The 24628-nt window shown below is 62.3% G+C and carries 21 protein-coding genes; 13 read left to right on the forward strand and 8 right to left on the reverse strand.

Annotation, left to right across the window (positions count from 1 at the left end):
• Positions 1-108: 108 nt before the first annotated feature.
• Positions 109-1215 carry an S-(hydroxymethyl)glutathione dehydrogenase/class III alcohol dehydrogenase gene (locus tag LSO07_RS05160; protein ID WP_034749160.1) on the forward strand — a complete coding sequence of 369 codons (1107 nt, stop codon included), beginning with the start codon at positions 109-111 and terminating at the stop codon, positions 1213-1215.
• A 200-nt stretch (positions 1216-1415) separates the two neighbouring features.
• Complete coding sequence (locus LSO07_RS05165; RefSeq protein ID WP_151092655.1) at positions 1416-2270, forward strand: hypothetical protein; 855 nt, start codon at positions 1416-1418, stop codon at positions 2268-2270.
• 13 nt (positions 2271-2283) lie between these two features.
• Here LSO07_RS05165 and LSO07_RS05170 read toward each other — a convergent pair whose 3' ends face one another.
• Together LSO07_RS05170 and LSO07_RS05175 are read right to left on the reverse strand one after the other, a co-directional pair.
• Complete coding sequence (locus LSO07_RS05170; protein WP_225317186.1) at positions 2284-2808, reverse strand: GNAT family N-acetyltransferase; 525 nt, start codon at positions 2806-2808, stop codon at positions 2284-2286.
• Entirely contained in the window at positions 2805-3080 is a 276-nt protein-coding gene (locus LSO07_RS05175; RefSeq protein WP_208672451.1) for a hypothetical protein, read from the reverse strand. Before LSO07_RS05175 ends, LSO07_RS05170 begins: the two co-directional genes overlap by 4 nt.
• 114 nt (positions 3081-3194) lie before the next feature.
• On the opposite strand from LSO07_RS05175, the gene LSO07_RS05180 reads away from it, so the two are divergent.
• Positions 3195-5504 carry a UvrD-helicase domain-containing protein gene (locus tag LSO07_RS05180; RefSeq protein ID WP_099395670.1) on the forward strand — a complete coding sequence of 770 codons (2310 nt, stop codon included), beginning with the start codon at positions 3195-3197 and terminating at the stop codon, positions 5502-5504.
• A gap of 173 nt (positions 5505-5677) precedes the next feature.
• On the opposite strand, the gene LSO07_RS05185 is transcribed toward LSO07_RS05180, so the two are convergent.
• The 3 genes from LSO07_RS05185 to LSO07_RS05195 all read right to left on the reverse strand — a co-directional run bounded on the left by LSO07_RS05185 (position 5678) and on the right by LSO07_RS05195 (position 7907).
• Positions 5678-6469, reverse strand: coding sequence for a BPSS1780 family membrane protein (locus LSO07_RS05185; RefSeq protein WP_034784808.1), 792 nt, complete (start codon positions 6467-6469; stop codon positions 5678-5680).
• Positions 6470-6471: 2 nt separating this feature from the next.
• Positions 6472-7428 carry a homoserine kinase gene (locus tag LSO07_RS05190; RefSeq protein WP_151092659.1) on the reverse strand — a complete coding sequence of 319 codons (957 nt, stop codon included), beginning with the start codon at positions 7426-7428 and terminating at the stop codon, positions 6472-6474.
• Positions 7429-7511: 83 nt separating this feature from the next.
• Positions 7512-7907, reverse strand: coding sequence for a hypothetical protein (locus LSO07_RS05195; protein ID WP_151092661.1), 396 nt, complete (start codon positions 7905-7907; stop codon positions 7512-7514).
• A gap of 304 nt (positions 7908-8211) precedes the next feature.
• Between LSO07_RS05195 and polA the strand changes: the two genes are divergently transcribed.
• From polA to LSO07_RS05215, 4 genes are all read left to right on the forward strand, one after another.
• On the forward strand, positions 8212-10974 hold the full coding sequence (polA, locus tag LSO07_RS05200; RefSeq protein WP_151092663.1) for a DNA polymerase I: 2763 nt from the start codon (positions 8212-8214) through the stop codon (positions 10972-10974).
• A 128-nt stretch (positions 10975-11102) separates the two neighbouring features.
• Positions 11103-11987, forward strand: coding sequence for a dienelactone hydrolase family protein (locus LSO07_RS05205; protein ID WP_151092665.1), 885 nt, complete (start codon positions 11103-11105; stop codon positions 11985-11987).
• Positions 11988-12232: 245 nt separating this feature from the next.
• On the forward strand, positions 12233-12991 hold the full coding sequence (locus LSO07_RS05210) for a ZIP family metal transporter (RefSeq protein ID WP_052140365.1): 759 nt from the start codon (positions 12233-12235) through the stop codon (positions 12989-12991).
• A 276-nt stretch (positions 12992-13267) separates the two neighbouring features.
• Positions 13268-15010 carry an ABC-F family ATP-binding cassette domain-containing protein gene (locus LSO07_RS05215; protein WP_151092666.1) on the forward strand — a complete coding sequence of 581 codons (1743 nt, stop codon included), beginning with the start codon at positions 13268-13270 and terminating at the stop codon, positions 15008-15010.
• Between the two features lie 44 nt (positions 15011-15054).
• Here LSO07_RS05215 and LSO07_RS05220 read toward each other — a convergent pair whose 3' ends face one another.
• Genes LSO07_RS05220 through LSO07_RS05230 form a run of 3 tightly spaced genes read right to left on the reverse strand, consistent with a single transcriptional unit; the run spans position 15055 to position 18001 of the window.
• A complete protein-coding gene (locus LSO07_RS05220) occupies positions 15055-15906 on the reverse strand; it encodes a sulfurtransferase (protein WP_151092668.1) in 852 nt (283 codons plus the stop codon).
• Positions 15907-15919: 13 nt separating this feature from the next.
• Positions 15920-16843: a DMT family transporter gene (locus LSO07_RS05225; RefSeq protein WP_034784818.1), complete on the reverse strand. Its 924-nt coding sequence runs from the start codon at positions 16841-16843 to the stop codon at positions 15920-15922.
• Positions 16844-16900: 57 nt separating this feature from the next.
• Positions 16901-18001, reverse strand: a complete 1101-nt coding sequence (locus tag LSO07_RS05230; RefSeq protein ID WP_092612841.1) for an aromatic ring-hydroxylating oxygenase subunit alpha — start codon at positions 17999-18001, stop codon at positions 16901-16903.
• A gap of 405 nt (positions 18002-18406) precedes the next feature.
• Between LSO07_RS05230 and LSO07_RS05235 the strand changes: the two genes are divergently transcribed.
• The 6 genes from LSO07_RS05235 to LSO07_RS05260 all read left to right on the forward strand — a co-directional run bounded on the left by LSO07_RS05235 (position 18407) and on the right by LSO07_RS05260 (position 24628).
• Complete coding sequence (locus tag LSO07_RS05235; protein ID WP_034784821.1) at positions 18407-18658, forward strand: exodeoxyribonuclease VII small subunit; 252 nt, start codon at positions 18407-18409, stop codon at positions 18656-18658.
• Between the two features lie 8 nt (positions 18659-18666).
• Positions 18667-19566 (forward strand): polyprenyl synthetase family protein, encoded by a 900-nt coding sequence (locus LSO07_RS05240; protein WP_151092670.1) that lies wholly within the window; start codon positions 18667-18669, stop codon positions 19564-19566.
• Positions 19567-21438, forward strand: coding sequence for a 1-deoxy-D-xylulose-5-phosphate synthase (dxs, locus tag LSO07_RS05245; protein WP_034784823.1), 1872 nt, complete (start codon positions 19567-19569; stop codon positions 21436-21438).
• A 123-nt stretch (positions 21439-21561) separates the two neighbouring features.
• Complete coding sequence (locus LSO07_RS05250) at positions 21562-23679, forward strand: FUSC family protein (protein WP_318526550.1); 2118 nt, start codon at positions 21562-21564, stop codon at positions 23677-23679.
• A gap of 301 nt (positions 23680-23980) precedes the next feature.
• Entirely contained in the window at positions 23981-24166 is a 186-nt protein-coding gene (locus LSO07_RS05255; protein WP_034784824.1) for a hypothetical protein, read from the forward strand.
• An 81-nt stretch (positions 24167-24247) separates the two neighbouring features.
• Positions 24248-24628, forward strand: a complete 381-nt coding sequence (locus LSO07_RS05260) for a glutaredoxin family protein (protein WP_034784825.1) — start codon at positions 24248-24250, stop codon at positions 24626-24628.

The raw sequence follows: 24628 nt of genomic DNA on the forward strand, positions 1-24628 counted from the left end.
TCAAGTAAGCGTTGCACCGGCGCCGGCGTGGCACGTCGGCGCTTGCCTTGTTATGATGTGGCGATACGGCGCGCTGGCGCGCCTGGTTCAACCATAGACAGGACACACATGAAAACCAAAGCAGCGATTGCATGGAAGGCGGGCGCCCCGCTGACGATCGAAGAAGTCGACCTGGCCGGCCCGCGCGAGGGCGAAGTACTGGTCGAGATCAAAGCCACGGGCATTTGCCATACCGATTACTACACCCTGTCGGGCGCCGATCCGGAAGGCATCTTCCCGTCGATCCTCGGCCATGAAGGCGCCGGCATCGTCGTCGACGTGGGCCCGGGCGTGAAAAGCCTGAAGAAGGATGACCACGTCATTCCCCTGTACACGCCGGAATGCCGCCAGTGCAAATTCTGTCTGTCGCAAAAAACCAACCTGTGCCAGTCGATCCGCTCGACCCAGGGCCGCGGCCTGATGCCGGACGCGACGTCGCGCTTTTCCATCGACGGCAAGCCCATCTTCCACTACATGGGCACGTCCACCTTCTCGAACTACATCGTCGTGCCGGAAATCGCCCTGGCGAAGATCCGCGAAGATGCTCCATTCGACAAAGTCTGCTACATCGGCTGCGGCGTGACGACGGGCGTGGGCGCCGTGCTGTTTACGGCCAAGGTCGAGGCGGGCGCCAACGTGGTCGTGTTCGGCCTGGGCGGCATCGGCCTGAATGTGATCCAGGCGGCGAAGATGGTTGGCGCCGACAAGATCATCGGCGTGGACATCAACCCGGCGCGCCAGGCCATCGCGCGCAAGTTCGGCATGACGCATTTCGTCAACGCCAACGAGGTGGAAAACGTTGTCGACACTATCGTGCAGCTGACGGACGGCGGCGCCGACTATTCGTTTGAATGCATCGGCAACACCACCACCATGCGCCAGTCGCTCGAGTGCTGCCACAAGGGCTGGGGCCAGTCCATCATCATCGGCGTGGCGGCGGCCGGCCAGGAAATTTCCACCCGTCCATTCCAGCTGGTGACGGGACGCGTGTGGAAGGGTTCCGCCTTCGGCGGCGCGCGGGGACGCACGGACGTGCCGAAGATCGTTGACTGGTATATGGAAGGCAAGCTCAATATCGACGATTTGATCACGCACAGGCTGAAGCTCGATGATATTAATCAAGGTTTCGACTTGATGAAGAGCGGTGAATCGATCCGCTCCGTCGTGCTGTATTAATTCATTGAAATTTAATTGAAATACGCCGTACCACGGCGTTTTTGCGGAGGCTGCGGCCTCCGTTTTTTTTTGCCCGGATGCCATCCATCGCCGGTGTTTGCCATTCAGTCAGGTCTTTTTGCAGCCTGTCGCAACGCGCTGGAGGCCAGATTCGGTTGCCGCTACAGTCAATGCTCCACTACTTTTGCGACGAGGCAGCCATGTCCACTTCCCACCGTTTGATCCTCAGCCTGGCCGGTATCCTGCTTGGCGGCAGCGCGCTGGCCGTGCAGCCGCCGCAACCGCCCGCGCCCCCGGCCGCACCAGCCGCGCCCAGCGTGCAGGTCAGCCGCTCGCTCGACAAGGGCGAAAGCTATGCGCTGGTCGATGGCACGAGGGATAGCGAGGGCGTCATCGTTATCGACAGCGATATTCATTCGCAGCAGGTGGAAAAGCTCAAGCGCTCGATCAAGGGCCCCTTCCTGTGGTTCCGCGACCAGGGGCAGGCCTACGTGCTGCAGGATGCGGCCTTGCTGGGCAAGGTGCGTACGGCATGGCTGCCCTCGAAACAGCTGGGCAAGGAGATGAGCGCGCTTGGCGATCAAATGGGCGCGCACGGCAAGGCCATGGGTGAAATGGGCCGCAAGATGGGCGCCCGCAGCCTGGAAAAGGGCAGCGCGCGCGAGTCGGAACAGCTGCGCGCGCTGGGCCGCCAGCAGCAGGAGCTGGGCCGCAAGCTCGGCGACGCCTCGCGCCGCCAGGCGCTGGCAACGAGCGGCACGGCGCGCCGTGAGGCCGAGCGCGACGTGGAACGCCTGCAGCAGCAGATGGAAGATGCGCAGGAAGAAATGGAAAAGATCAACGACCGCATCGCCGACGTGCACGAGCGCGAGGCCGAGAAAATGGAGCAGATGTCGCGCCAGATGGAGCAGCGCAGCAAGCCGATGGAAGCGCTGGGCAAGCAAATGGACGACCTGGGCCGCCAGCAGGAAAAAGTCGTCAAGATCGCCGACAAGACCACGCGCCAGGTGATCGCCCAGGCGCTCAGCGAAGGCAAGGCAAAGCTGGTGCGCTGAATGTTTTGCTGAATCAGCGGGCCAGTGGCTTGCGCATCAGGCAGCGCAGCGCCGGATCGTGCCCGTCCTGCGCTTCGCGCGCCAGCTTGAGCGCGTGACCCGCGCCCAGCGCCGCGGCCTCGATTGCGCTGAAACCGTGGCGCGCATAGTAGGGCGCGTTCCATGGCAGGTGGCGATAAGTGCTCAGTGTCAGGTATGCGCAGCGCAGCGCCCGGGCATGGGCCGCCGCCGCGTCGAGCAGGCGCGCCCCCAGGCCCTGCCGTTGATGTGGCAGGGCAACGGACAATTCCACGATGAACCACTGGCCGTCGAGCGGCTGGGCGGCCAGGAAACCCGATGGCCGGTCCTGGCCATCGGCGGCCACCCATACGCCGCCATGCTGCCGCAGCATCTGCAAGGTGCTCAGTGGCAAGGGTTCTCCCTGCGCCAGCCACGCCAGTTCGGGGCCTGCCTGGGCAAACAGGGTTGCGGCGCTGCGCTCGACCTGGGCCAGCAGGGGCAGGTCGGCGCCGGTGGCTGCGCGGATGGCGTAACTCACGGTGTGTTCCACACGGCGGCCACGGCGCGGTATTGCGCCGGCAGCTGCTCCCTGGCGTCGTGCTCGCCGGCATGCACCTCATCCTGTACCGTTTCCCAATGCGCGTCGCAGCTGAAACGGTAGACTTGCGCGTCGTCCCCATAGCGGCACACGGCCAGGCCGTGAATGGCGATGGGGGCGGCGCCGTCTTCACTGGTGACGTGGCCGAAGGGCAGGCCGGACCAGGCCCAGGCCAGTACGCGGGCGCCATCGAGGTGGCTGGGAGGTGTCATGGGCATGTTTTCGTCAGCTGTGCAGTGATGCCGATTGTAGCGCGCACGCGGCGAATACGGCGCGACCGCTGGACAAATGCACAGTATTTTTAGCCATGCCGGTATAATCACGGCATGCAAAATCTTCTTCACAACCTCAATCCCGAACAATTGGCTGCCGTCACCTTGCCGGCGCAGCATGCGCTGATCCTGGCAGGCGCCGGTTCTGGCAAGACCCGCGTGCTGACCACCCGCATCGCGTGGCTGATCCAGACCCAGCAGGTATCGCCGCCCGGCATCCTGGCCGTGACGTTTACCAATAAAGCCGCCAAGGAAATGCTCACGCGCCTTTCGGCCATGCTGCCGATCAACACGCGCGGCATGTGGATCGGCACCTTCCACGGCCTGTGCAACCGCTTGCTGCGCACGCACTACCGCGACGCGGCCTTGCCGCAGACGTTCCAGATCCTCGATTCGCAGGATCAATTGTCGGTGATCAAGCGCTTGTTGAAGGCGAATAACATCGATGATGAAAAATTCCCGCCGAAGACGGTGATGTATTTCATCAACAATGCCAAGGACCAGGGTTTGCGCGCCACGGACGTGGAAGCGTACGACGCGCACGAGCGCAAGATGGTCGAGCTGTATCAGCTGTACGACGACCAGTGCCAGCGCGAAGGCGTCGTCGATTTCGCGGAATTGCTGTTGCGCACGTATGAATTGCTGAGCCGTAACCAGCCTCTGCGTGAACACTACCAGGCCCGTTTCCGTCACATCCTCGTGGACGAGTTCCAGGATACGAATAACCTGCAATACAACTGGCTCAAATTGCTGGCCGGCCACGGCAGCCGCGATGGCGGCGCCCTGTTTGCCGTCGGCGACGATGACCAGAGCATCTATGCGTTCCGCGGCGCCAACGTGGGCAACATGAGCGCCTTCGAGCACGAGTTCCAGGTCAAGAACTTGATCAAGCTGGAGCAGAACTACCGCTCGCACGGCCACATCCTCGACAGCGCCAACGTGCTGATTGCGAACAACAGCAAGCGCCTGGGCAAGAATCTGCGCACGGACGCGGGCCATGGCGAGCAGGTGCGCGTGTATGAAGCTAGTTCCGATCTGCAGGAAGCGCAGTGGATCATCGAAGAGGCGAAAAGCCTGATCGCCGATGGCGCCTCGCGCAGCGAAATCGCCATCTTGTACCGCTCGAATGCGCAGTCGCGCGTGATCGAGCACGCGCTGTTCTCGGCCGCGATTCCGTATCACGTGTATGGCGGCCAGCGCTATTTCCAGCGCGCCGAAGTCAAGCACGCGATTGCCTATTTGCAATTGATGGACAATCCGCACAACGATTCGGCCTTCCTGCGCGTGGTCAATTTCCCCACGCGGGGCATCGGCATGCGCTCGATCGAGCAATTGCAGGCCGCGTCGGAGCAGTACGGCATTTCGCTGTATGCGGCCGTGCCGTATGTGGCGGGCAAGGCGGGCAGCGTGCTGGCCGGTTTCGTCAAGCTGATCGAGGGCGTGCGTTTCGAAACGCAGCAATTGTCCTTGCCGGAAATGGTCAGAGTGGTGCTGGAAGCGAGTACCTTGCTGCAACATTATCAAAATGAAAAAGAGGGCGCCGACCGCATCGAGAACTTGGAGCAGATGGTCAGCGCGGCCAGCCAGTTCATTTCCGAAGAAGGTTTCGGCCAGAGCGCGCCGGCCCATCTGGGCCCTGCCGCCCAGGCGCAATCGGGCGCGCCCGTCGTCAACCAGGACGGCATCGAAATCCTCGATGCCGACGCGCCGCTGCCGGCCGTGATGTCGCCGCTGTCCGCCTTCCTGTCGCACGCGTCGCTGGAAGCGGGCGACAACCAGGCGCAGGCGGGCCAGGATGCGCTGCAGATGATGACCGTGCACTCGGCCAAGGGCCTGGAATTCGACAACGTGTTCATCACGGGCCTGGAAGAGGGCTTGTTTCCGCACGAAAGCAGCTCGAAGGAAGACAATGGCGTGGAAGAGGAACGCCGGCTGATGTACGTGGCCATCACGCGCGCGCGCAAGCGGCTGTACATGAGCTTTTCGCAGACGCGCATGCTGCATGGCCAGACGCGCTACAACATGAAATCGCGCTTCTTCGACGAATTGCCGGAAGAATCCTTGAAATGGCTGTCGCCGAAGGTGCAGGCGAACTGGTTCGGCAACCGCAAGTCGGCCTGGGACGAGGCGCCCAAGGTGGCCAGCCTGGGTTCGGACAATGCGATTGCACAAAAGATCGCGCAAAAAGCCACGGGCGGCGGCTGGCGCATCGGCGAATCCGTGGCGCACGCCAAGTTCGGCGAAGGCGTGATCGTCAATATCGAAGGCGGCGGCGGCAATGCGCGCGCGCAGATCAACTTTGGCCAGCACGGCATGAAGGTGCTGGACCTGGGTATCGCGAAACTGGAACGCCTGGGGCGGTAATGGGCGTAGGTCGGATTAGCGGCGGAACGCCGCGTAATCCGACGCTGCGAGGCCAGCAATGGTGTCGGATGACGCCTTCGGCTAATCCGGCCTGTGTGTGGCATTGCAAGGCATTCGGCAAATAAGAAAAGGGCAGCCTGCGCAGGCTGCCCTTTTCTTATGCGGCGTAGCAATCAGTCGTTCGGCTTATCCAGCGACACCGTCTTGCTCTCATCGACGGGCAAGCCGAAGATCTGGCGGTAGGCGGCGTAGAACGAGCAATGCATGATGATGGTGAGAATCATCGACAGCGGCATCATCAGCTGCATCATCAGCGGCGTGCGGCCAAAGATGACGGCCAGCAATTGGCTGGTGACGACGCTGATGGCGAACCAGGTGGCGGCGAAGACGATGAAGGCCGACAGCGAACGCCAGACGGCGAAAAAGCTGAAGAACAGCGCCTTGCCCAGCCCGGTTTGTTTCCAGTAGATCAGCGGTGCGGCAAAGCAGAAGGCCATGGCGGCCGGCACGTACAGCACGATGGCCAGCAGGATGCCGAGGCCCAGGCGCGATTCGGGGATGGCGGTGCGCGCCGCCTCTTCCGTCAATTGCCCGGTGACCAGTTGCCACAGCAAGCCGTCGTCCACCAAAGTCGAGGCGCCGATGGCCACGATGGCCATCAGGATGTACAGCACGCCCAGGCCGAACAGGGAAGGAAACGCGGGCTTGCGGAAGCCCGAGATCAGCAAACTGGGCAAGACGCGCTTGCCCTGGTCGATGTTCAGGCAGCCTTGCACGAAGGCGACGGAAAACACGGGGACCAGGATGACGGGCAGCATCTGGCCGAGCACGGGCACGATGCTGACGGCCAGCATGCAGAACATATAGCCGAGAAACAGCATCGACATGCCGCCAGGTTGCTTGCGAAACAGGGCGAAGCCTTGTTTCACCCATTGCCAACCTGTACTTGCAGGTAATTTTTCCATGTTTAAAACAGTTCCGGAGCAGGTGTGGCGATACGTTCGCGCAGAATGCGTTCGAAATGCGTGGGATCGTGCGGGGTCAGCATTTCCGCTTCGCGCGGCTGGTAATAATCGTACAGGCGCGACAGCCAGAAGCGCAGCGCGGCGGCGCGCAGCATCGGTTGCCATGCCGTTTGTTCTTCGTGCGTAAACGGGCGCACGGCCTGGTAGGCGTCGAGCAGGGCGCGCACGCGCACCGTGTCGAGCACGCCCGTGTCCAGGTCCACGCACCAGTCGTTGACGGTGACGGCCACGTCGAACAGCCAGGTGTCGCAGCCGGCAAAGTAAAAGTCGAAAAAGCCCGTCAGTTGTTCGCCGTCAAACATGACGTTGTTGCGGAACAAGTCGGCATGCACGGGACCGCGCGGGATGGCTTTATACGTATCGCAGGCAGCAAACGCGTCCTGGAAATGGATTTCCGCGCGCAGCAAGTGCGCCCTGGCATCGTCGAGGTGGTGCAGGACCAGCGGCGTGGTGGTGTTCCACCAGTCCAGTCCCCGCAAATTCGGCTGTTGCAGGGGGAAGTCCTGCGCCGCCAGGTGCATCTTCGCCAGCATGGCTCCCACGGCCGCGCAATGCACGGCCTGCGGCGCCATCTGCGAGCTGCCGTCGAGTTTGCTGACGATGGCGGCCGGCTTGCCTTGCAGGGCCGTCACCAGTTCGCCGTTCGCATTGGCGATCGGCGCCGGCACCAGTACGCCCCGGTCCGCCAAATGGCGCATCAGTTGCAGATAAAACGGCAATTGCTCGAAGCTGAGGTTTTCAAAGATCGTCAGCACGTACTCGCCGCGCTCCGTGCTCAGGAAGAAATTGCTGTTTTCGATGCCGGACGCGATGCCCTTGAGCGCCAGAGGTTTGCCGAGTGGAAACTGCGTGATCCACTGGCCGATATCGTCCAGGTGTAGCGCGGTAAAAACTGCCATGGGAAAGAGAGGATTGGTCTAAAAGGTCAAAAAAAGCCGGCTGCCCCGCAGGTGGCCGGGGCAGGGCAGAAGAGAGTGGCTGCTTACTTCGCTGGTGCGGGCGGTGCTGGCGCGTCCGCTGCCTCTTCATCGCGTTGTTTCTGTTTCTTCTTGCCCAGATCAAATTCCAGTACTTTCCATTGCGGGCCGCGCAGGGCGCCGCTGTGGGCCTGGTCGCCGCCGGCGGCCGGCTTCATGTAATAGGTGCTGCCGCCGCTCGTCACTTTCACTTCGGACGTCACGCCCGCTTCGCGTTTCTCGGTAATCTGCTGCTTGGCCGCGGCCGGTGCCACGGTGATGGGCGCTTCGCCCATTTCCTCGATACGTTCGAGCTGTGGCGGCGCGTCACTCGGTTTGGCCGGCGTCTGGGTGCTGGCGATGGCCGAACATGCCAGCAGGGGCAGGGCGAGGAATGTCCAGAGTGTCGATGTACGCATCATGATGGGTTCGCTTCCATGTGAGGGACTGCAGCGCGTGCAGTGGTGTAGTGCCGTCAATTTATCTATAAGGCATTGTAACAAACTGGTAGGCAATGCTGCTTAATACGGCTGATTAATGCGCCGAAATGGCTCGCAGCGGCCGCCCGCGCGCCCGCACGGGGCTGCCGGGGTGATAAAAACGCCAGGAACGGCACGCGTTGCGGCCGGTGGCGCGGCCCTAAACTCTGCGATAATTGTGCGATATTCCGCCCGTCCGCCGCTGTTTCTTCCCGGCTGGCGCGGCTCACCTTATTTTATTGGCATTATGCAAAACACCCTGCTGTTAGTCGACGGTTCCAGTTACCTTTATCGTGCCTTCCATGCGCTGCCCGACCTGCGCAGCCCGGATGGCTATCCCACGGGCGCCATGCACGGCATGGTCAACATGCTGCGCCGCCTGCGCGCCGATTACCCGGCCGCCTACATCGCCTGCGTGTTCGATGCCAAAGGTAAAACTTTCCGTGACGACATGTATCCCGAATACAAGGCCACGCGCGCCTCGATGCCGGACGACCTGCGCCTGCAGATCGAGCCGATCCACGAAGCCGTGCGTGCCATGGGCTGGCCCATCCTGATGGTCGACGGCGTGGAGGCGGACGACGTGATCGGCACGCTGGCCGTGCAGGCGGCCGCCGCCGGCATGAACGTGGTGGTGTCGACTGGCGACAAGGACCTGGCGCAGCTGGTCAACAGCCAGGTGACCCTGATCAATACCATGAGCAACGAAAAGCTCGATGAAGCGGCCGTGCTGGTCAAATTCGGCGTGCCACCGAACCGCATCATCGATTATCTGTCGCTGATCGGCGATACCGTGGACAACGTGCCGGGCGTATCGAAATGCGGCCCGAAGACGGCCGTCAAATGGCTGACCTTGTACGACAGCCTGGAAGGCGTGATGGAAAACGCGGCCAAGGTGGGCGGCGCCGTGGGTGAAAATCTGCGCACGGCCCTGCCTTGGCTGCCGCAGGCGCGCGCCTTGATCACCGTCAAGACCGATTGCGACTTGTCCGAACACATGACGACCATCGCCGACTCGCTGGTGGCGAAACACGAAGACAAGGAAGCGCTGCTGGCCTTCTTCCAGCGCTACGGCTTCAAGGCCCTGCTGCGCGAACTGGGCGCGGTGCCGCCGCCGATGTCGCCTGTTGGCGCACCGGCAACTGCCGGTGCCGCTGCTGCCAACACGACGGGCGACATGTTCGCCGATGCAGCCCCGGCCGTGGAAGCCGCCTATGAAACCGTGCTGACGGACGAGCAGCTGGACAAATGGATTGCCCTGATCGATGCGGCGGCTTTGACGGCCGTCGATACGGAAACCACCTCGCTGGAGCCGATGACGGCGCAAATGGTCGGCATTTCCCTCTCCGTGGCCGAGCACGCTGCCTGCTACATCCCGCTGGCCCACGACTACGCGGGCGCGCCCGAGCAATTAACGCGTGAACACGTGCTGGCGAAATTGCGCCCGTGGCTGGAAGATGCGAACAAGCCCAAGCTGGGGCAGAACCTGAAATACGACAGCCACATCTTCGCCAACCACGGCGTGACGTTGCGCGGCATCGCTCACGATACCCTGCTTGAATCGTATGTGTTTGAATCGCACAAGAAGCACGACATGGACAGCCTGGCCCTGCGCCACCTGAACTACACGACGATCCCGTTCGAGGACGTGTGCGGCAAGGGCGCCAAGCAGATCACGTTCAATCAAGTCGAGGTAGAGCAGGCGGCGAAATATGCAGCCGAGGATGCCGACGTCACCTTGCGCTTGCACAATGCCATGTGGGGCAACGTGGCGAATGATGACAAGCTGACCTTCATCTATGAAAAGATCGAGATGCCGACGGCCGTGGTCTTGCAAAAGATCGAGCGCAACGGCGTGCTGATCGATGACGAATTGCTCAACATCCAGTCGGCCGAGCTGGCCGTGAAAATTCTCGAACTGGAAAAGAAGGCGTATGAACTGGCCGAGCAGCCATTCAACCTGGGTTCGCCCAAGCAGATCGGCGAGATTTTCTTTGAGAAATTGAAACTGCCGGTAGTCAAGAAAACCCCGACGGGCGCGCCATCGACGGATGAAGAAGTGCTGCAAAAGCTGGCCGAGGATTATCCATTGCCCAAAGTGTTGCTGGAATACCGCGGCATGGCCAAGCTGAAGTCGACGTACACGGATAAATTGCCGAAGATGATCAACGTCACCACGGGCAGGGTGCATACGAACTATGCGCAAGCCGTGGCCGTGACGGGACGATTGGCGTCGAACGACCCGAACTTGCAGAATATCCCCATCCGCAGCGCGGAAGGCCGGCGCATCCGCGAAGCGTTTATTGCGCCGCCCGGCAGCCACATCGTCTCGGCCGACTATTCGCAGATCGAATTGCGCATCATGGCGCATATCTCTGGCGACGAAGCCATGCTGCGCGCGTTTGCCGACGGCATCGACATTCACCGCGCCACGGCCGCCGAAATCTTTGGCGTGCCGGCCGCGGAAGTACAAAGCGAACAGCGGCGCTACGCCAAGGTCATCAACTTTGGTTTGATCTACGGCATGAGCGCGTTCGGCCTGGCCGGTAACCTGGGCGTGGACCGCACGGCCGCGCAAAGCTATATCGACCGCTACTTTGCCCGCTTCTCCGGTGTGAAACAGTATATGGAAGACACGCGCCAGCAAGCCAAGGCGCGCGGCTACGTGGAAACCGTGTTCGGCCGCCGTTTGTGGCTGCCGGAAATCAATTCGCCGAACGGCCCGCGCCGCCAGGGCGCGGAACGGGCGGCGATCAACGCGCCGATGCAGGGCACGGCCGCCGACCTGATCAAGCTGGCCATGATCGCCGTGCAAGGTTGGCTGGAAACGGACAACTTGCAAACGAAGATGATCATGCAAGTGCACGATGAACTGGTGCTGGAAGTGCCGGACGCGGAGCTCGAATTGGTCAAGCGCAAGCTGCCGGAACTGATGGCGGGCGTGGCCGCGCTGAAAGTGCCGCTGACGGCCGAGGTGGGCGTCGGCAGGAACTGGGACGAAGCGCATTGATGCTGCGTCGGCTTACGCGGGGCATGCCCCGCTAAGCCGACCTACATGTTTACTTGAGCAATGACCGTAGGTCGGCTTAGCCCAGCGTCAGCCGACATTTCCAAACGCAATACCTTCAGGAGAAACGCATGAGCGACATGATCACCGATTGTGAAAGTTTGCTGGGCCAGAGCAGCTTGTCCGGGCCGGATGGCCGGCGTGGTTTCCTGAAGGTGGCGCTGGGCACTGGCTTTGCCGTGGCCGTCTTGCCCGTGGCGGCGCAAAACGTCATCAAGACGGATTCCGCCGGGCTCGTCACGGGCCACATGTCGGTGATGGTCGATGGCCAGGCCGTGCCCGTGTATGCGGCGCAGCCGGAGGGCAAGACGGGTTTGCCCGTGGTACTGGTCATTTCGGAAATCTTTGGTGTGCATGAACATATCGCCGACATGGCGCGCCGTTTCGCCAAGCAGGGTTATCTGGCGCTGGCGCCCGATTTGTTCGTGCGCCAGGGCGATCCCACCAAGGTGGGCAGCATCCCGGAGTTGATGAAAGGCATCATCGCCAAGACGCCGGACGCGCAAGTGATGGCGGACCTCGATGCGGTGGTGGCATGGGCGAAACAGAATGGCGGCGATACGAGCCGTTTGGGCATCACCGGCTTTTGCTGGGGCGGGCGCATCACCTGGCTGTACGCGGCGCACAATCCGGCCGTCAAGGCGGGCGTGGCCTGGTATGGCCGCCTGGTCGGCGAGCCGACTGCCTTGCAGCCGAGCAATCCCATCGATATCGCCGCTACCTTGAAGGTTCCCGTGCTGGGCTTGTATGGCGGCAAGGATACGGGCATCAGCCAGGAATCGATCGGCAAGATGAAGGATGCGCTGGCCAAGGGTGGCAACCCATCCGAGTTTGTCGTGTATCCCGATGCGGGCCACGCCTTCAATGCCGATTACCGCCCCAGCTATGTGGCGGCCGATGCGAAAGACGGTTATGCGCGCTGCCTGGCCTGGTTCAAAAGCCACGGCGTGGCGTGATCTGCAACAGAAACATACCGCATCTTCCATAAATTGACGCGAAAGACGCACCGGGCTGTAAAATGCCCGGTGCGCGCCAATGCAGTACAATTGCATCTTCATCGCGCGACGCTGCCGCCAAACGCGCAAAAAATTAAACAATAGATAACAACGCATTCATCAGGCCAGACGCCAGCATCGCGGGCGCCAGTGACCCGGCGCCATTTTGAGGTAAGAAAATCATCGATCCCGTCCTTATATCCATTTTGCTCGCGACCACGATCGCGGGCGTGTTCAGCATTACCGCGGCGGCGATCTTTTCGTTTGCATTCCTCTCCAAAGTGGTCGAGCGCATGGTCAGCTTGTCCGTCGGCATCATGTTGTCGACGTCCCTGCTGCACGCCTTGCCCGAAGCGTTCGAATCGCAGGCGGATCCGCGCAGTCTATTCGCCACCCTGCTGGCGGGCTTGCTGGCCTTTTTCATGCTGGAAAAATTCGCGATTTTGCGCCATTCGCACCACCACGAAGGCGATGGCCACCACCATGCGCACGGCCACGACAAGCACGAGGCGGGCAAGGCCGGCTGGATGATTTTAGTGGGCGACGGCATGCACAACTTTACGGACGGCATCCTGATCGCCGCCGCTTTCCTGGCCGACCCGAAACTGGGCCTGGTGACGGGCCTGGCCATCATCGCGCATGAAATCCCGCAGGAAATCGGCGACTTCATCGTGCTGCTCAATGCCGGTTTCTCGCGCCTGCGCGCGTATATCTTCAATCTGCTGTGCAGCCTGATGGCGGTGGCGGGCGGCTTGCTCGGCTATTTCACCCTGGACCGCGCCAGCAATCTGATTCCTTACGTGCTCGTGTTCGCCTCGTCCGGCTTTATCTATATTGCCTTGAGCGACTTGATGCCGCAGATGCAGCGCCGCGCCACCTTGCGCGAAACCATTCCGCAAGTGCTGTTGATCGCACTGGGCGTGTGCATCGTGCTGTTCCTGACGCATAAGCGTCACGGTGGTTGATGCCTGGCGCTGCCGGCGCAGTGCTACCTATGCTATATTGCCTTTCTGACTAACTTGCACAGAAAGGAGGAAAATATAATGGAAGAAAACTTGTTGCTCGCCTTGTGGCGCGCACGCTCTTTAAGCGCATTTGCCAGCTCTTGCCCACGTTCTATCGCGCTGCGATAACCTGGCCAGAGCAAAGTCACCCTCCCAGACGAGTCCTTTCCTGGTACTCCGTTGTCGTTAGCGCTCCTGTTAACGCGGATGCTTGCATCCCGAACAAAGACAAGAGCCATGACTACCCTTATCTCTACACAAGCTTTACAACTAGATACCCACGACGGTTTCCTCTTCAACGAACTCGCCTTTACCTTGCGCCAGGGCGACCGGATCGGCCTGATCGGCCACAATGGCTGCGGCAAATCCACCTTGCTGGGATTGCTCAGCGGCACGCGAGAAGCCACTGCCGGCACCATCCACTATGCTCGTGCCTGCCGCTTGCAGCACGTGGAGCAGCACTTGCCGCCAGAACTTGCCAAGCTGAGCCTGTACGACGCCTTGCTGGCGCCCGTGCTGGAGCAGCCGGAATTGCATTGGCGGGTCGACAGCCTGCTGGCCGAACTGGGTTTTGACCAAGAAACGGCGCAAGTGCCCGTGCATTCGCTGTCCGGCGGCCAGCACACGAGACTATTGCTGGGGCGTGCCCTGCTGCAGGAGCCGAACGTGCTGCTGCTCGACGAACCGAGCAATCACCTGGACTTGCCGTCGCTGCTGTGGCTGGAGCAATTCCTGCTGGCCTGGCGCGGCGCCTTCATCCTCGTCTCGCACGACCAGCGCCTGCTCGACAACGTGGCCACGCGCAGCTGGATCTTGCGCGATAGCCGCCTGTACGATTTTGATTTGCCGTGCGGCCCCGCGCTGGCGGCGCTGGCCGAGGCGGACGTAGCCGCTGCCGCCCGGCATGCGGCTGAACAGAAAGAAATCGACCGCCTGTCGGCCAGCAGCGCCCGCCTAGCCTTGTGGGGCCGCACCTATGACAATGAAGACCTGGCGCGCAAGGCCAAGACCATGCAGCGGCGCATCGACAAGCTGAAGGATGTGCAATCGTTCGTCAGCGACGGCGCGCCCTGGCGCTTGAGTCTGCGCGGCAAGGCGCTGGCGGCCGACCAGCTGCTGGCGCTCGACTGGCTGGATGTGCGCGCCGTGCCCGCGTCTCCCGTGCTGTTCCAGGTCGGCCAGCTGTGGCTGAAACCGGGCGACCGGGTCGCCTTGCTTGGCGCCAACGGCAGCGGCAAGTCGTCGCTGCTGCGCCTGTGCTGGCAAGCGATCCAGGCACAGGAGGAGCGCAGCGACTTGCGCTATCACAAGGCGGCGAACATCGGCTATTACGACCAGTCGCTCAAACAACTGGCCGATACGGCCGACCTGTCCGACGCCCTGTATCCGTTTGCCGTGCAAAACGAGGCTGCGCGCAGCCAGGTGGCGCGCAAGCAAGCGTTGATCTCGGCCGGTTTCCCGTATGCGCGCCATGGCCAGACGGTGGCCACCCTGAGCGGCGGTGAGCGGGCGCGGCTGCTGTTCCTGGGGCTGTCCCTGGCCAGCTACCACTTGCTGCTGCTGGACGAGCCCAGCAATCACCTGGACATGCAGGGCAAGGCGGAACTGGGGCAAGCGTTGCTCAGCTTTGCAGGTGGCTGCCTGCTGGTGTCGCACGACCGCGACCTGATCGAGACGGCCTGCAACCGCTACTGGGTGGTGGCCGATGGCGGGCTGGAAGAGTGGCCGGATGCGGCCAGCGCGTATGCACGCCTGCGCCTTGAAGATGGGCAGGCTCCGCCGTCCCCGGCGCGAATGGAAACGGCTGCGCTGGCGCTAGCGCACAGTGACGTGGATCAACAGCTGGAACGCTTGTGCGAACTGGAGCAATTGCTGGCGCAAGACCTGGCAAGGAAGCCGCGCCACCAGAAGCCGGCAAGCCAGCAAGCGTGGCTGGCGGAACTGGAGCGCTTGAATCAAGCGCTGGGGATAACGTCGTAGTTACCCACAGGTGAAATGGCGGACCAGTTGGTCCGCCATTTTTTTTAACTCCCCGTCGCCACGGGCCGCGCCGGATCGGCGCACCATTCGCTCCACGAGCCCGGATACAGGGCCGCGCCAGGCAAACCTGCCACTTCCAGTGCCAGCAGGTTGTGGCAAGCCGTCACGCCGGAACCGCACTGCAGGATGGCTGCCTGCGGCGAGGCGACCAAGGCACTGAAGTCCTGCCTGAGTTCTTCCGCGCTTTTAAAACGGCCGTCTGGCAGCAGGTTGTCCTTGAAGAAACGGTTTTTCGCGCCGGGGATATGGCCGCCCACGGGGTCGATGGTTTCGTTTTCTCCGCGATAACGGTCGGGCGCGCGCGCGTCGATCACCGTCAACGCCTGGGTTTCCAGGTTGGCAACGACGTCCTGCACGCTGGCCGTGCGCGTCAGGCTGGCTTTTTCCGTCAGGTTGCCGGCAGGGCGGGGCGCCACCGGTGTGACCAGCGGCAAGCCTTGCGCCTGCCAGCCGGCCAGGCCGCCGTCGAGCACGGCCACGGCTGGATGGCCGACCCAGCGCAGCAGCCACCACAAACGGGCGGCGAACATGCCGCCTTGCCCGTCATAGGCGACCACTTGCGTGTCGTCATTGATGCCCCAGCCGCGCAGGGTGGCCAGCAGGGCGTTGCGGTCGGGCAGCGGATGGCGTCCGGTAAAGTCCGCGCCGCGCGCCGTCTTGGGGCCGGACAGGGCCGTGTCGATATCGGCGAACTGGGCGTTCTGGATGTGGCCGGCGGCAAACGCGTCGCTGCCGGCCGTCGGGTTGAGCAAGTCGTGGCGGCAATCGAGGATGACCCAGTTGCTGTCATTCAGGTGGCTGGCCAGTTCGCTGGCCTGTATCAGGGTGGTGTACATCAGGAACGCTCCTTTACACTTCGCTGGCGATGGGATCCGTGCGCGCGATCGCCGCGCCACGGGCCGTGTTGCGGGTATTGTAATAGGTTGCCGCGATGCCGGAAGCGAGAATGATGCCGATGCCGGCCCAGCCATGCCAGTCGAACAGGTCGCCAAAGATCACCACGCCCCAGAAGCTGGAAAAGACGATGCCCGTGTATTGCAGGTTTGCAACCACGAGGGTCTTGCCCAGGCGATAGGCGCGCGTCATGGCCATCTGCGCCATGGTGGCGCACAGGCCGATGGCGGCCAGCAAGCCGATGCCGTAGCCGCTCGTGTGCGCGTGCCAGACGACGGGGCCGCCGCCGGCGCTGGCCACGTGGCCGATCACGCCAGCGAGGAAATTGACGACCGAGAAATAAAACACGACCCGGTATTCGGGTTCGCCCAGCAGGCCCAGCTTGCGCACCTGCAGGTAGGCGAGGGCCGACAGCATGCCGGAAATCAAGGCCGTGATGGCGCCAGCCGCCTGGTCCGTCTCGAACACGGGTTGCAGCAGCAGGGTCACGCCGACAAAGCTCATGGCAATGGCCGCCACCAGCGGCCACTCGACTTGCTGCGTTGCCTTCCACCAGCCGCCCGCCAGCAGGATCACGGCGATCCAGATGGGCGCCATATAGTTCAGGGTCATGGCAGTGGCCAGCGGCAGGATGGCGATGGCATAAAACCACAGCCACAGGGCGATCACGCCTACCACGCCGCGCCACAGATGCTGGCCCGGCATCGTGGTTTTAAAGCTGCCGCCCTGATAGAGGATGGTGCAGCTCATGACGGTCATGCCGATGATGCCGCGGTACATGACGATTTCGGACGTCGAATACATATCCGACGCCAGCTTGACGCACACGCCCATGATGGCGAACATGAAACTTGCAAACAGCATCCAAAGAGATTGCATCTGATTCCTGAAAAACGCGGGGATAAAAAAAGGCCGCACGAGGCGGCCCTTGAGGGACTACAGTTCGATATTGTTGCGGTACCACTCGTGGAAATGCTGCATGCCATCTTCCATCGGCGACTGGTAAGGGCCCACTTCGCTGACGCCGCGCGCCATCAGGGCCTTGCGGCCCGCGTCCATGCGTTGGGCGATTTCATCGTCCTCGACACAGGTTTCCATGTAGGCAGCCCGTTCCGCTTCGACGAAGTCACGCTCGAACAACACAATTTCTTCCGGGTAATAAAACTCCACCACGTTGCGCGTCTTTTGCGGGCCGTCGGGCCACAGGGTCGAGACGACCAGCACGTGCGGATACCATTCGACCATGATGTTCGGATACAGGGTCAGCCAGATGGCGCCATACGGCGGCGCTTCGCCGCCGCGGAATTGCAGCACCTGCTCCTGCCATTTCTTGTAGGCAGGCGAGCCGGCTTGCTGCAAGCCGCGGTGCACGCCCACCGTTTGCACGCTGTAATCCTTGCCGAATTCCCAGCGCAGGTCGTCGCAGCTGACGAAGCTGCCCAGGCCCGGGTGGAACGGTTCCACGTGATAGTCTTCCAGATAGACTTCGATGAAGGTCTTCCAGTTGTAGTCGCACTCGTGGATTTCCACGTGGTCGAACATATAGCCGGAAAAATCGAGGTCTTTCGAGACGGACAAATCTTTCAATTTTTCCATCACGTTGTAGCCGTTTTGCTCGAACAGCAAGCCATTCCAGCTTTGCAGCGGCGTTTTCGACAGGTTCAGGCACGGCGTCTCGGGGAAATGCGGCGCGCCGATCAATTCACCCTTGAGGTCGTAGGTCCAGCGGTGCAGCGGGCAGACGATATGATTCGCATTGCCGCGGCCATTGAACATCAGCGCCTGCCGGTGACGGCACACGTTGGACAGCACTTCGATGCCATTGGCGTTGCGCACGAGCATGCGCCCTTCGTTCTCAGACGCCAGGGTCGCAAAATCGCCGGTTTCCGGCACCATCAGCTCATGCCCGACATAGCGCGGGCCGGCTTGGAACAATTGCTGCATTTCACGCTGCAACAGCGTTTCGTCAAAATAGACGTGGACCGGAAGTTGCGCGTTTGAACGCGCCAGCTTGGCGTGAGTAGCCAGATCGGACATCCCAACCCCCCATAAATGTACAACGGTCAGCAGTGCCCCAGGCCATTCCCTGGGCAACCGCTACAGAGAGAAAGAATCCGCAAAGACCTGAATTCAAATTTGTTGAAACGGTATTTCGGACAGAACCGGCGATTATAGCGCGGATCGGCCTCGGCATTATCAAACTACCCCGCGAAATAGCCTATTAATGAGAAACATTGTCATTTGGCGCGCAATTTTCGGCAGAGAGGGGGGATTCGGCTAAAATTCACTGACAAGCTGGCAACGCTATTGACTTTGAGCGCGCCGATTGCGCTTTAGTTTTCACTTAATAGTGTGGTTTGTTCTAAAATAACGCTTCTATGCTGGCCGGGAATCCCCGGCGTCTCCCTACAAGCCCCTCGTGCCACGAAGAGATCTGAGTCTATGTCGAAGAAATTAACTGCCGCTGCCGCAGCGCCGGCCTCGTTTGAAGAGGCAATGGCGGAACTGGCGCAGCTGGTAACGCAAATGGAAGCGGGCCAGTTGCCGCTGGAAGCATCGGTCGCGGCGTATCAGCGCGGCTCGGAACTGGTCAAGTATTGCGCAAGCCAGCTCGACAGCGTCGAAGCGCAGGTGAAAGTACTCGAAGGCGACATGTTGAAACCGTTCGTGGATGCCGGCGAGGCCGCCCAATGATGGCCAGCATGCAACAAGATGGCGTGACCTTCAGCGACTGGATGCAAGCCACCCAGTCCGGCGTGGAAGCCCGGCTCGACCAGTTCCTGCCGGCGGCCGATACCGTGCCGCACAAGCTGCACGCTGCCATGCGCTATGCGCTGCTGGGCGGCGGCAAGCGCGTGCGTCCGTTACTGGTGATGGCGGCTGGCGAATTGTTTGATGCCGATCAAGATACCCTCGCCCGTGCTGCTTGCGCGCTGGAAATGATTCACGTGTATTCGCTCGTGCATGACGACATGCCGTGCATGGATGACGATGCCTTGCGCCGTGGCAAGCCCACCGTGCACATCGCCTACGATGAAGCGACGGCCCTGCTGGTCGGCGACGCGCTGCAATCGCAAGCGTTCATGCTGCTGGCCGATGGCGCTGCCATTCCTCCGGCGCGGCAAATGGCGATGATCAAGCTGCTGGCGCACGCCTCCGGTTCGGCCGGCATGTGCGGCGGCCAGGCGATCGACCTCGACAGCGTCGGCCTGGCCTTGACCTTGCCGCAGCTGGAACAGATGCATCAACTGAAAACGGGCGCCTTGCTGCGCGCGGCCGTGATTCTCGGCGCGCTGGCCGGCAAGGACTTGACGGCGGACGAGATGACGGCGCTGAACACGTATGCGCGCGCCGTCGGACTGGCGTTCCAGGTGGTCGACGATGTGCTCGACGCAACGGCTGATTCGGCCACCCTGGGCAAGACGGCAGGCAAGGATGCGGCCGCCAACAAGCCCACTTACGTATCGATACTGGGGCTGGAACCATCGAGAGCCCTGGCAGAACAATTGCGGTGCGACGCCCATGCGGCGCTGGCGCCATTCGGGGACAAGGCACGCCGTTTGCGCGAGCTGGCGGACCTGGTCGTGCAGCGGAAGGCATAAATGAAACTGTTAGAAACCATCAATGAACCAGCGCAAGTGCGCAAGCTGGCCCGCTCGCAACTGGTGCCGCTGGCCCAGGAACTGCGCAGCTTCCTGCTCGACTCCGTTTCCAAGACGGGGGGCCACTTGTCGTCCAACCTGGGCACGGTCGAGCTGACTGTCGCGCTGCATTACGTGTTCAACACGCCGCACGACCGCATCGTGTGGGACGTGGGCCACCAGACCTATTCGCACAAGATCCTCACGGGCCGCCGCGAGCGCATGCACACGCTGCGCCAGAAGGATGGCATTTCCGGCTTCCCGAAGCGCGACGAAAGCGAATACGACACCTTCGGCACGGCGCACTCGTCGACGTCGATCTCGGCCGCGCTGGGCATGGCGCAGGCCGCCAAGATCAAGGGCGACCCGCTGCATGCGATCGCCGTGATCGGCGACGGCTCGATGACGGCCGGCATGGCTTTCGAGGCGATGAACAATGCGGGCGTGCAGGAAGACGTCAACTTGCTGGTGATCCTGAACGACAACGACATGTCGATCTCGCCGCCCGTGGGCGCCCTGAACCGCCACCTGGCGCGTCTGATGTCGGGCCAGTTCTATGCGGCAGCGAAAAATGTCGGCAAGTCCGTCTTGCCCGGCCCCGTGCTGGAACTGGCGAAGCGCTTTGAAGAGCATGCCAAAGGCATGGTCGTGCCCGCCACCATGTTCGAAGAGTTCGGTTTTAACTATATCGGTCCCATCGACGGCCACGACCTCGATTCGCTGATCCCGACCTTGCAAAATATCAAGCAATTGAAGGGCCCGCAATTCCTGCACGTGGTCACCAAGAAGGGGCAAGGCTACAAGCTGGCCGAGGCGGAGCCGATCCTGTATCACGGCACGCCGAAGTTCAATCCGCTGGAAGGCATCAAGCCGGCCACGGCGCCGGGCAAGATGACGTACACGGAAGTGTTCGGCAACTGGCTGTGCGACATGGCCGCCCACGACAAGCGCCTAGTAGGCATCACGCCAGCCATGCGCGAAGGTTCGGGCATGGTCAAGTTCGAACAGCAATATCCGAACCGTTACTTTGACGTCGGCATTGCCGAGCAGCATTCCGTGACGTTTGGCGCGGGCCTGGCCTGCGAAGGCTTGAAACCCGTCGTGGCCATCTATTCGACCTTCCTGCAGCGCGCCTACGACCAGCTGATCCACGACGTGGCCCTGCAAAACCTGGACGTGACGTTCGCGCTGGACCGCGCTGGCCTGGTGGGCGCCGACGGCGCCACGCACGCGGGCAATTACGACATGGCATTCCTGCGCTGCATCCCGAACATGGTCATCATGGCCGCGTCCGACGAAAACGAATGCCGGCAAATGCTGACGACGGGCTACCATTATCCTGGCCCGGCCGCGATCCGCTATCCGCGCGGCGCCGGCGCCGGCGTGGCCATCGTGCCGGAACTGACGAGCATTGAAATTGGCAAGGGCGAGATCAAGCGCCAAGGCAAGCGCATCGCCATCCTGGCCTTCGGTTCCATGGTGGCGCCTAGCGTGGCGGCGGGCGAGAAGCTCGACGCGACGGTGGCGAACATGCGCTTCGTCAAGCCGCTCGACGTGGCATTGGTGAAACAGCTTGCCGCCGAGCACGATTACCTGGTGACGGTGGAAGAGGGCTGCATCATGGGCGGCGCCGGTTCGGCCGTGGCCGAGGCGCTGGCAGCGGAAGGCATCGTCAAGCCGATCCTGATGCTGGGCCTGCCCGACACCTTCATCGACCATGGCGACCCCGTGCAGCTGCTGAAAAGCGTGGGCCTGGACGCCACCGGCATTGCCGCCTCGATCGAGCAGCGCTTTGGCGGCACGCAGCCGCCGCGCCTGGCAGCTGTCAGCTAAGCTGGCTTGCATACGGGAAAGCGACATCGCGGTGTCGCTTCGTCTGCTGTCATTTACGTTGCACTGCAACATTTTTCGCTTGAGAATGCTACGATGACGCTTTGATACCTTTCAAAGCCGATCTTGCATTTCAGGAAACTTCACCGCCGTTCGCGCGCGCTGGCCAGCCGCTGGCTGACGGGCATGCACGCCTATACCGATACCCTGGCGCAGCGCCGCCCCCTGTGGATGGTCAGCCTGGCCATCGACGAAACGAACCTGTCCGAGGGCTTGCGGGCCGCCTGCGCTTCGAGCGCCATGCTGCTGCTGGGCCTGCTGTTCGACCACCCCGATTTTTCCTGGGCCGCCATCGGCGCCTTCTGGACTTGCCTGGCAGACGCGGCGGGCACGCGGCGCATGCGCTTCGTCTCGATGGTGGGCTTCGGCTTGCTGTCGACCGTGGCCGGCGGCCTGACGGCGCTGGCGGCCGGCCATGGCGTGGCGGCGGCGGCCGTTGCCGTGCTGCTGTTTTCCTGGGCCGGCGCGCTGGCGCGCATCTGGGGCGCGGCCACGGCGCAGGTGGCCATCCTGGCCGCCACGGCGTGCGTGGTGATGGTCACGCATCCGCTGGAATCGATGACGCAGACGGCGCCTTTCCTGGGCCTGTACATGTTCGGCTGCCTGTTCGCCACCGTGCTCAGTTTTACCATCTGGCGCATCCACCCGTTCAGCCCTGCCAGGCGCGCCATTCGCGCCGCGTATTCGCGCCTGGCCGGCATCGCGCGCGACAATGCGCGCTTTCTCGCACATGATGCCGCGCAGGCGGACGCGGCCGCGCATGGCGCCAGCTACCGTTCGCAGGCGCGCGCCGCGCTGGAAGCGGCGCGGGTGGCGCTGGCTGCCGTGCCGCCCGCGCGCGCGGGCCGCAGCGCCCTGTACGACAACCTGCTGCTGGCGCTCAGCGACGCCGAGCGCATCTTCGCCTATCTGATCGCCGTCACGCATACGTGCGAGCGCGAGCAGCAGCGCCTGCGCCAGGACCCGCGCGCGCGGCGCAGCCTGGAAGTGATGGCCGTGCTGCTGCGCCGCCTGGGGCAAGCCGTGCAGCGCCAGCCGGAAACGCCGCCGCTGGCCTTGCAGCGCCGCCTGGCCGGCTGCGGACGGCGCCTGGAAGCGGCGCTGGGCGCCTTGCTGCCGCTGCGCCTGAACGTGGACTTCATGGAGCTGGGCTTGCCGCGCGCGGCGCAGCTGCCGTGGCGCGAGGCGGCCTTCCTAGCGCTGGGGCAGGCGTGGCAGACGGCAAAAGTCAACGCCACGCCGCAGTCGCTGAGCTGGCGCCATGCGGCGCGCGTGTCGCTGGCGACGACGGCCGGCTTCCTGCTGGTCGAGGCCTTGCATATTCCGTTCGGCTACTGGGCCACCATGGCGACCTTGCTGATACTGCAGCCGTCCGTGTCGACCACCTGGCCGCGCGGCATCGAGCGGGTCGCGGGCAGCGTGCTGGGCGCCGTGCTGGCCGTGCTGATCGGTCTGGTCATTTACACGCCGCTGGGCATCTCGCTGGTGGTGTTTCCCCTGATCGTCGCCACCATGGCCTTGCGCCGCGTCAGCTACAGCCTGCACGTGCTGTTCATGACGCCGGCCTTCGTGCTGGTGGCCGATTATGCGGCGCCAGCCAGCGAGATGGTGTATGCGATGAGCCGCCTGGGCAACAATGTGCTGGGCTGCGTGCTGGCCCTGCTGGCCACATTTTTCCTGTGGCCGGACCGCGAGGCGGACGACCTGGACCAGCGCCTGGCGAAAGCCGTGTCGGCCAACCTGAAATACCTGCTGGCCGTGCTGGCGGCGGGTGGACGCTGGGATAGCGCCATCGCGCGCCTGCGCCGCGAGGCGGGACTGGCCAGCAATAACGCGGAACAGGTCTTGCAGCGCTTGCGCATCGAGCGCCGCCTGGACCGCAGCAGCGGCGTGGGTCTGGCGGCGCTGCGCACCCTGCCGCTGCTGCGCCGCGTGGCGGGCAGCACGGCGCGCATCAGTCTGAGTCCCCAGGCCGAGCCTGCGCCGCCCGAATTGCAACGGTGGATTGCCGCCGTCAGCGGGGAAATCGATGCCTTGCTGCGTGGTGAAGCCGATGCCGGCGCGCCTGCTCCGTGCATTGCCGAGGGATTGACGGCCCTGCAGGCCGATGCCGTGGCCCAGGTGCAGCTGCTGCGCGGCTTGCTGCGCGAGCATGTGCAGGCGCTGGCTGGCGGCGCGCGGTGACGCCATCGTGCTGACGCGTTTTTTCGGCGTCGTGTAGCCGCTCGGCCGGCTGCGCCCGCAACCGGCCTTTACTGATTGCGGCGCCAATATTGTATAGACGTTTGGCGCCTTCCAATCTCTCCAAATTCCACATTTCATGGGCTGTCCCGATATATTTTCCAAACTGGAAATTTATCGAAAGGAAACGTTGACTCTAAAATAAGTGCGGTCTATATTCGATTTTGTAGCAAGCAAAGATGAAATTTCTTACGACTGGTCTGACGCGATTGCCTGGTGCAATAGCTCACATGGAGAGTAGTAAATGAAAAAGATTGCCGCATTTATTTTTACCGTGGGATTGAGTGCTTCCTATGCCATTGCTTCGGATATCGGCTGCTCCAGCTGCGAAGAGGAATTGCGGGAATGCACGATGATGAACGGCGACAGATCCCCCTTTTGCATAGGCAGTTACAAAGCCTGCCTGAAAGTCTGCCAAATCGGCGCCTGATATCCATGTTGCATTGCGAGGCGGCCGGCAAGCGCACGCTGCGCCAGCCGCCCTCGATCATTGACGCCTCTGACAATACTTATGATGCAGAAAAAAATTAAAACCATCGCCATGTATGGCTTGATCCTGGCCGCCGGCCTGGGCAGCGGGTATGGCCTGTCCTTGTTGCCCGGTTTGCTCAAGCCGAATTACACCGAGGGTAATTACGCCGCATATTTCCCGAATGCCCAGGCGAAGGTGGTGTTGTACGGTACGGATTGGTGCGGCTATTGCGCCAAGACGCGCGCGTATTTCAAGGAAAACAAGATCGAATTCGTCGATCTCGATATCGAGAAATCACCGGAAGCGAGAAAAGCCCATGAAGAACTCGGCGGCGGCGGCGTACCCGTGGTCTTGATCGGCAACCGCAAGATCCAGGGTTTCAATACTGGCGCGCTGGAAGCGGCGCTGAAGAAAATCTGA

The organism is Janthinobacterium sp. PLB04 (genome assembly GCF_021165895.1).
Lineage (GTDB): Bacteria > Pseudomonadota > Gammaproteobacteria > Burkholderiales > Burkholderiaceae_D > Janthinobacterium > Janthinobacterium lividum.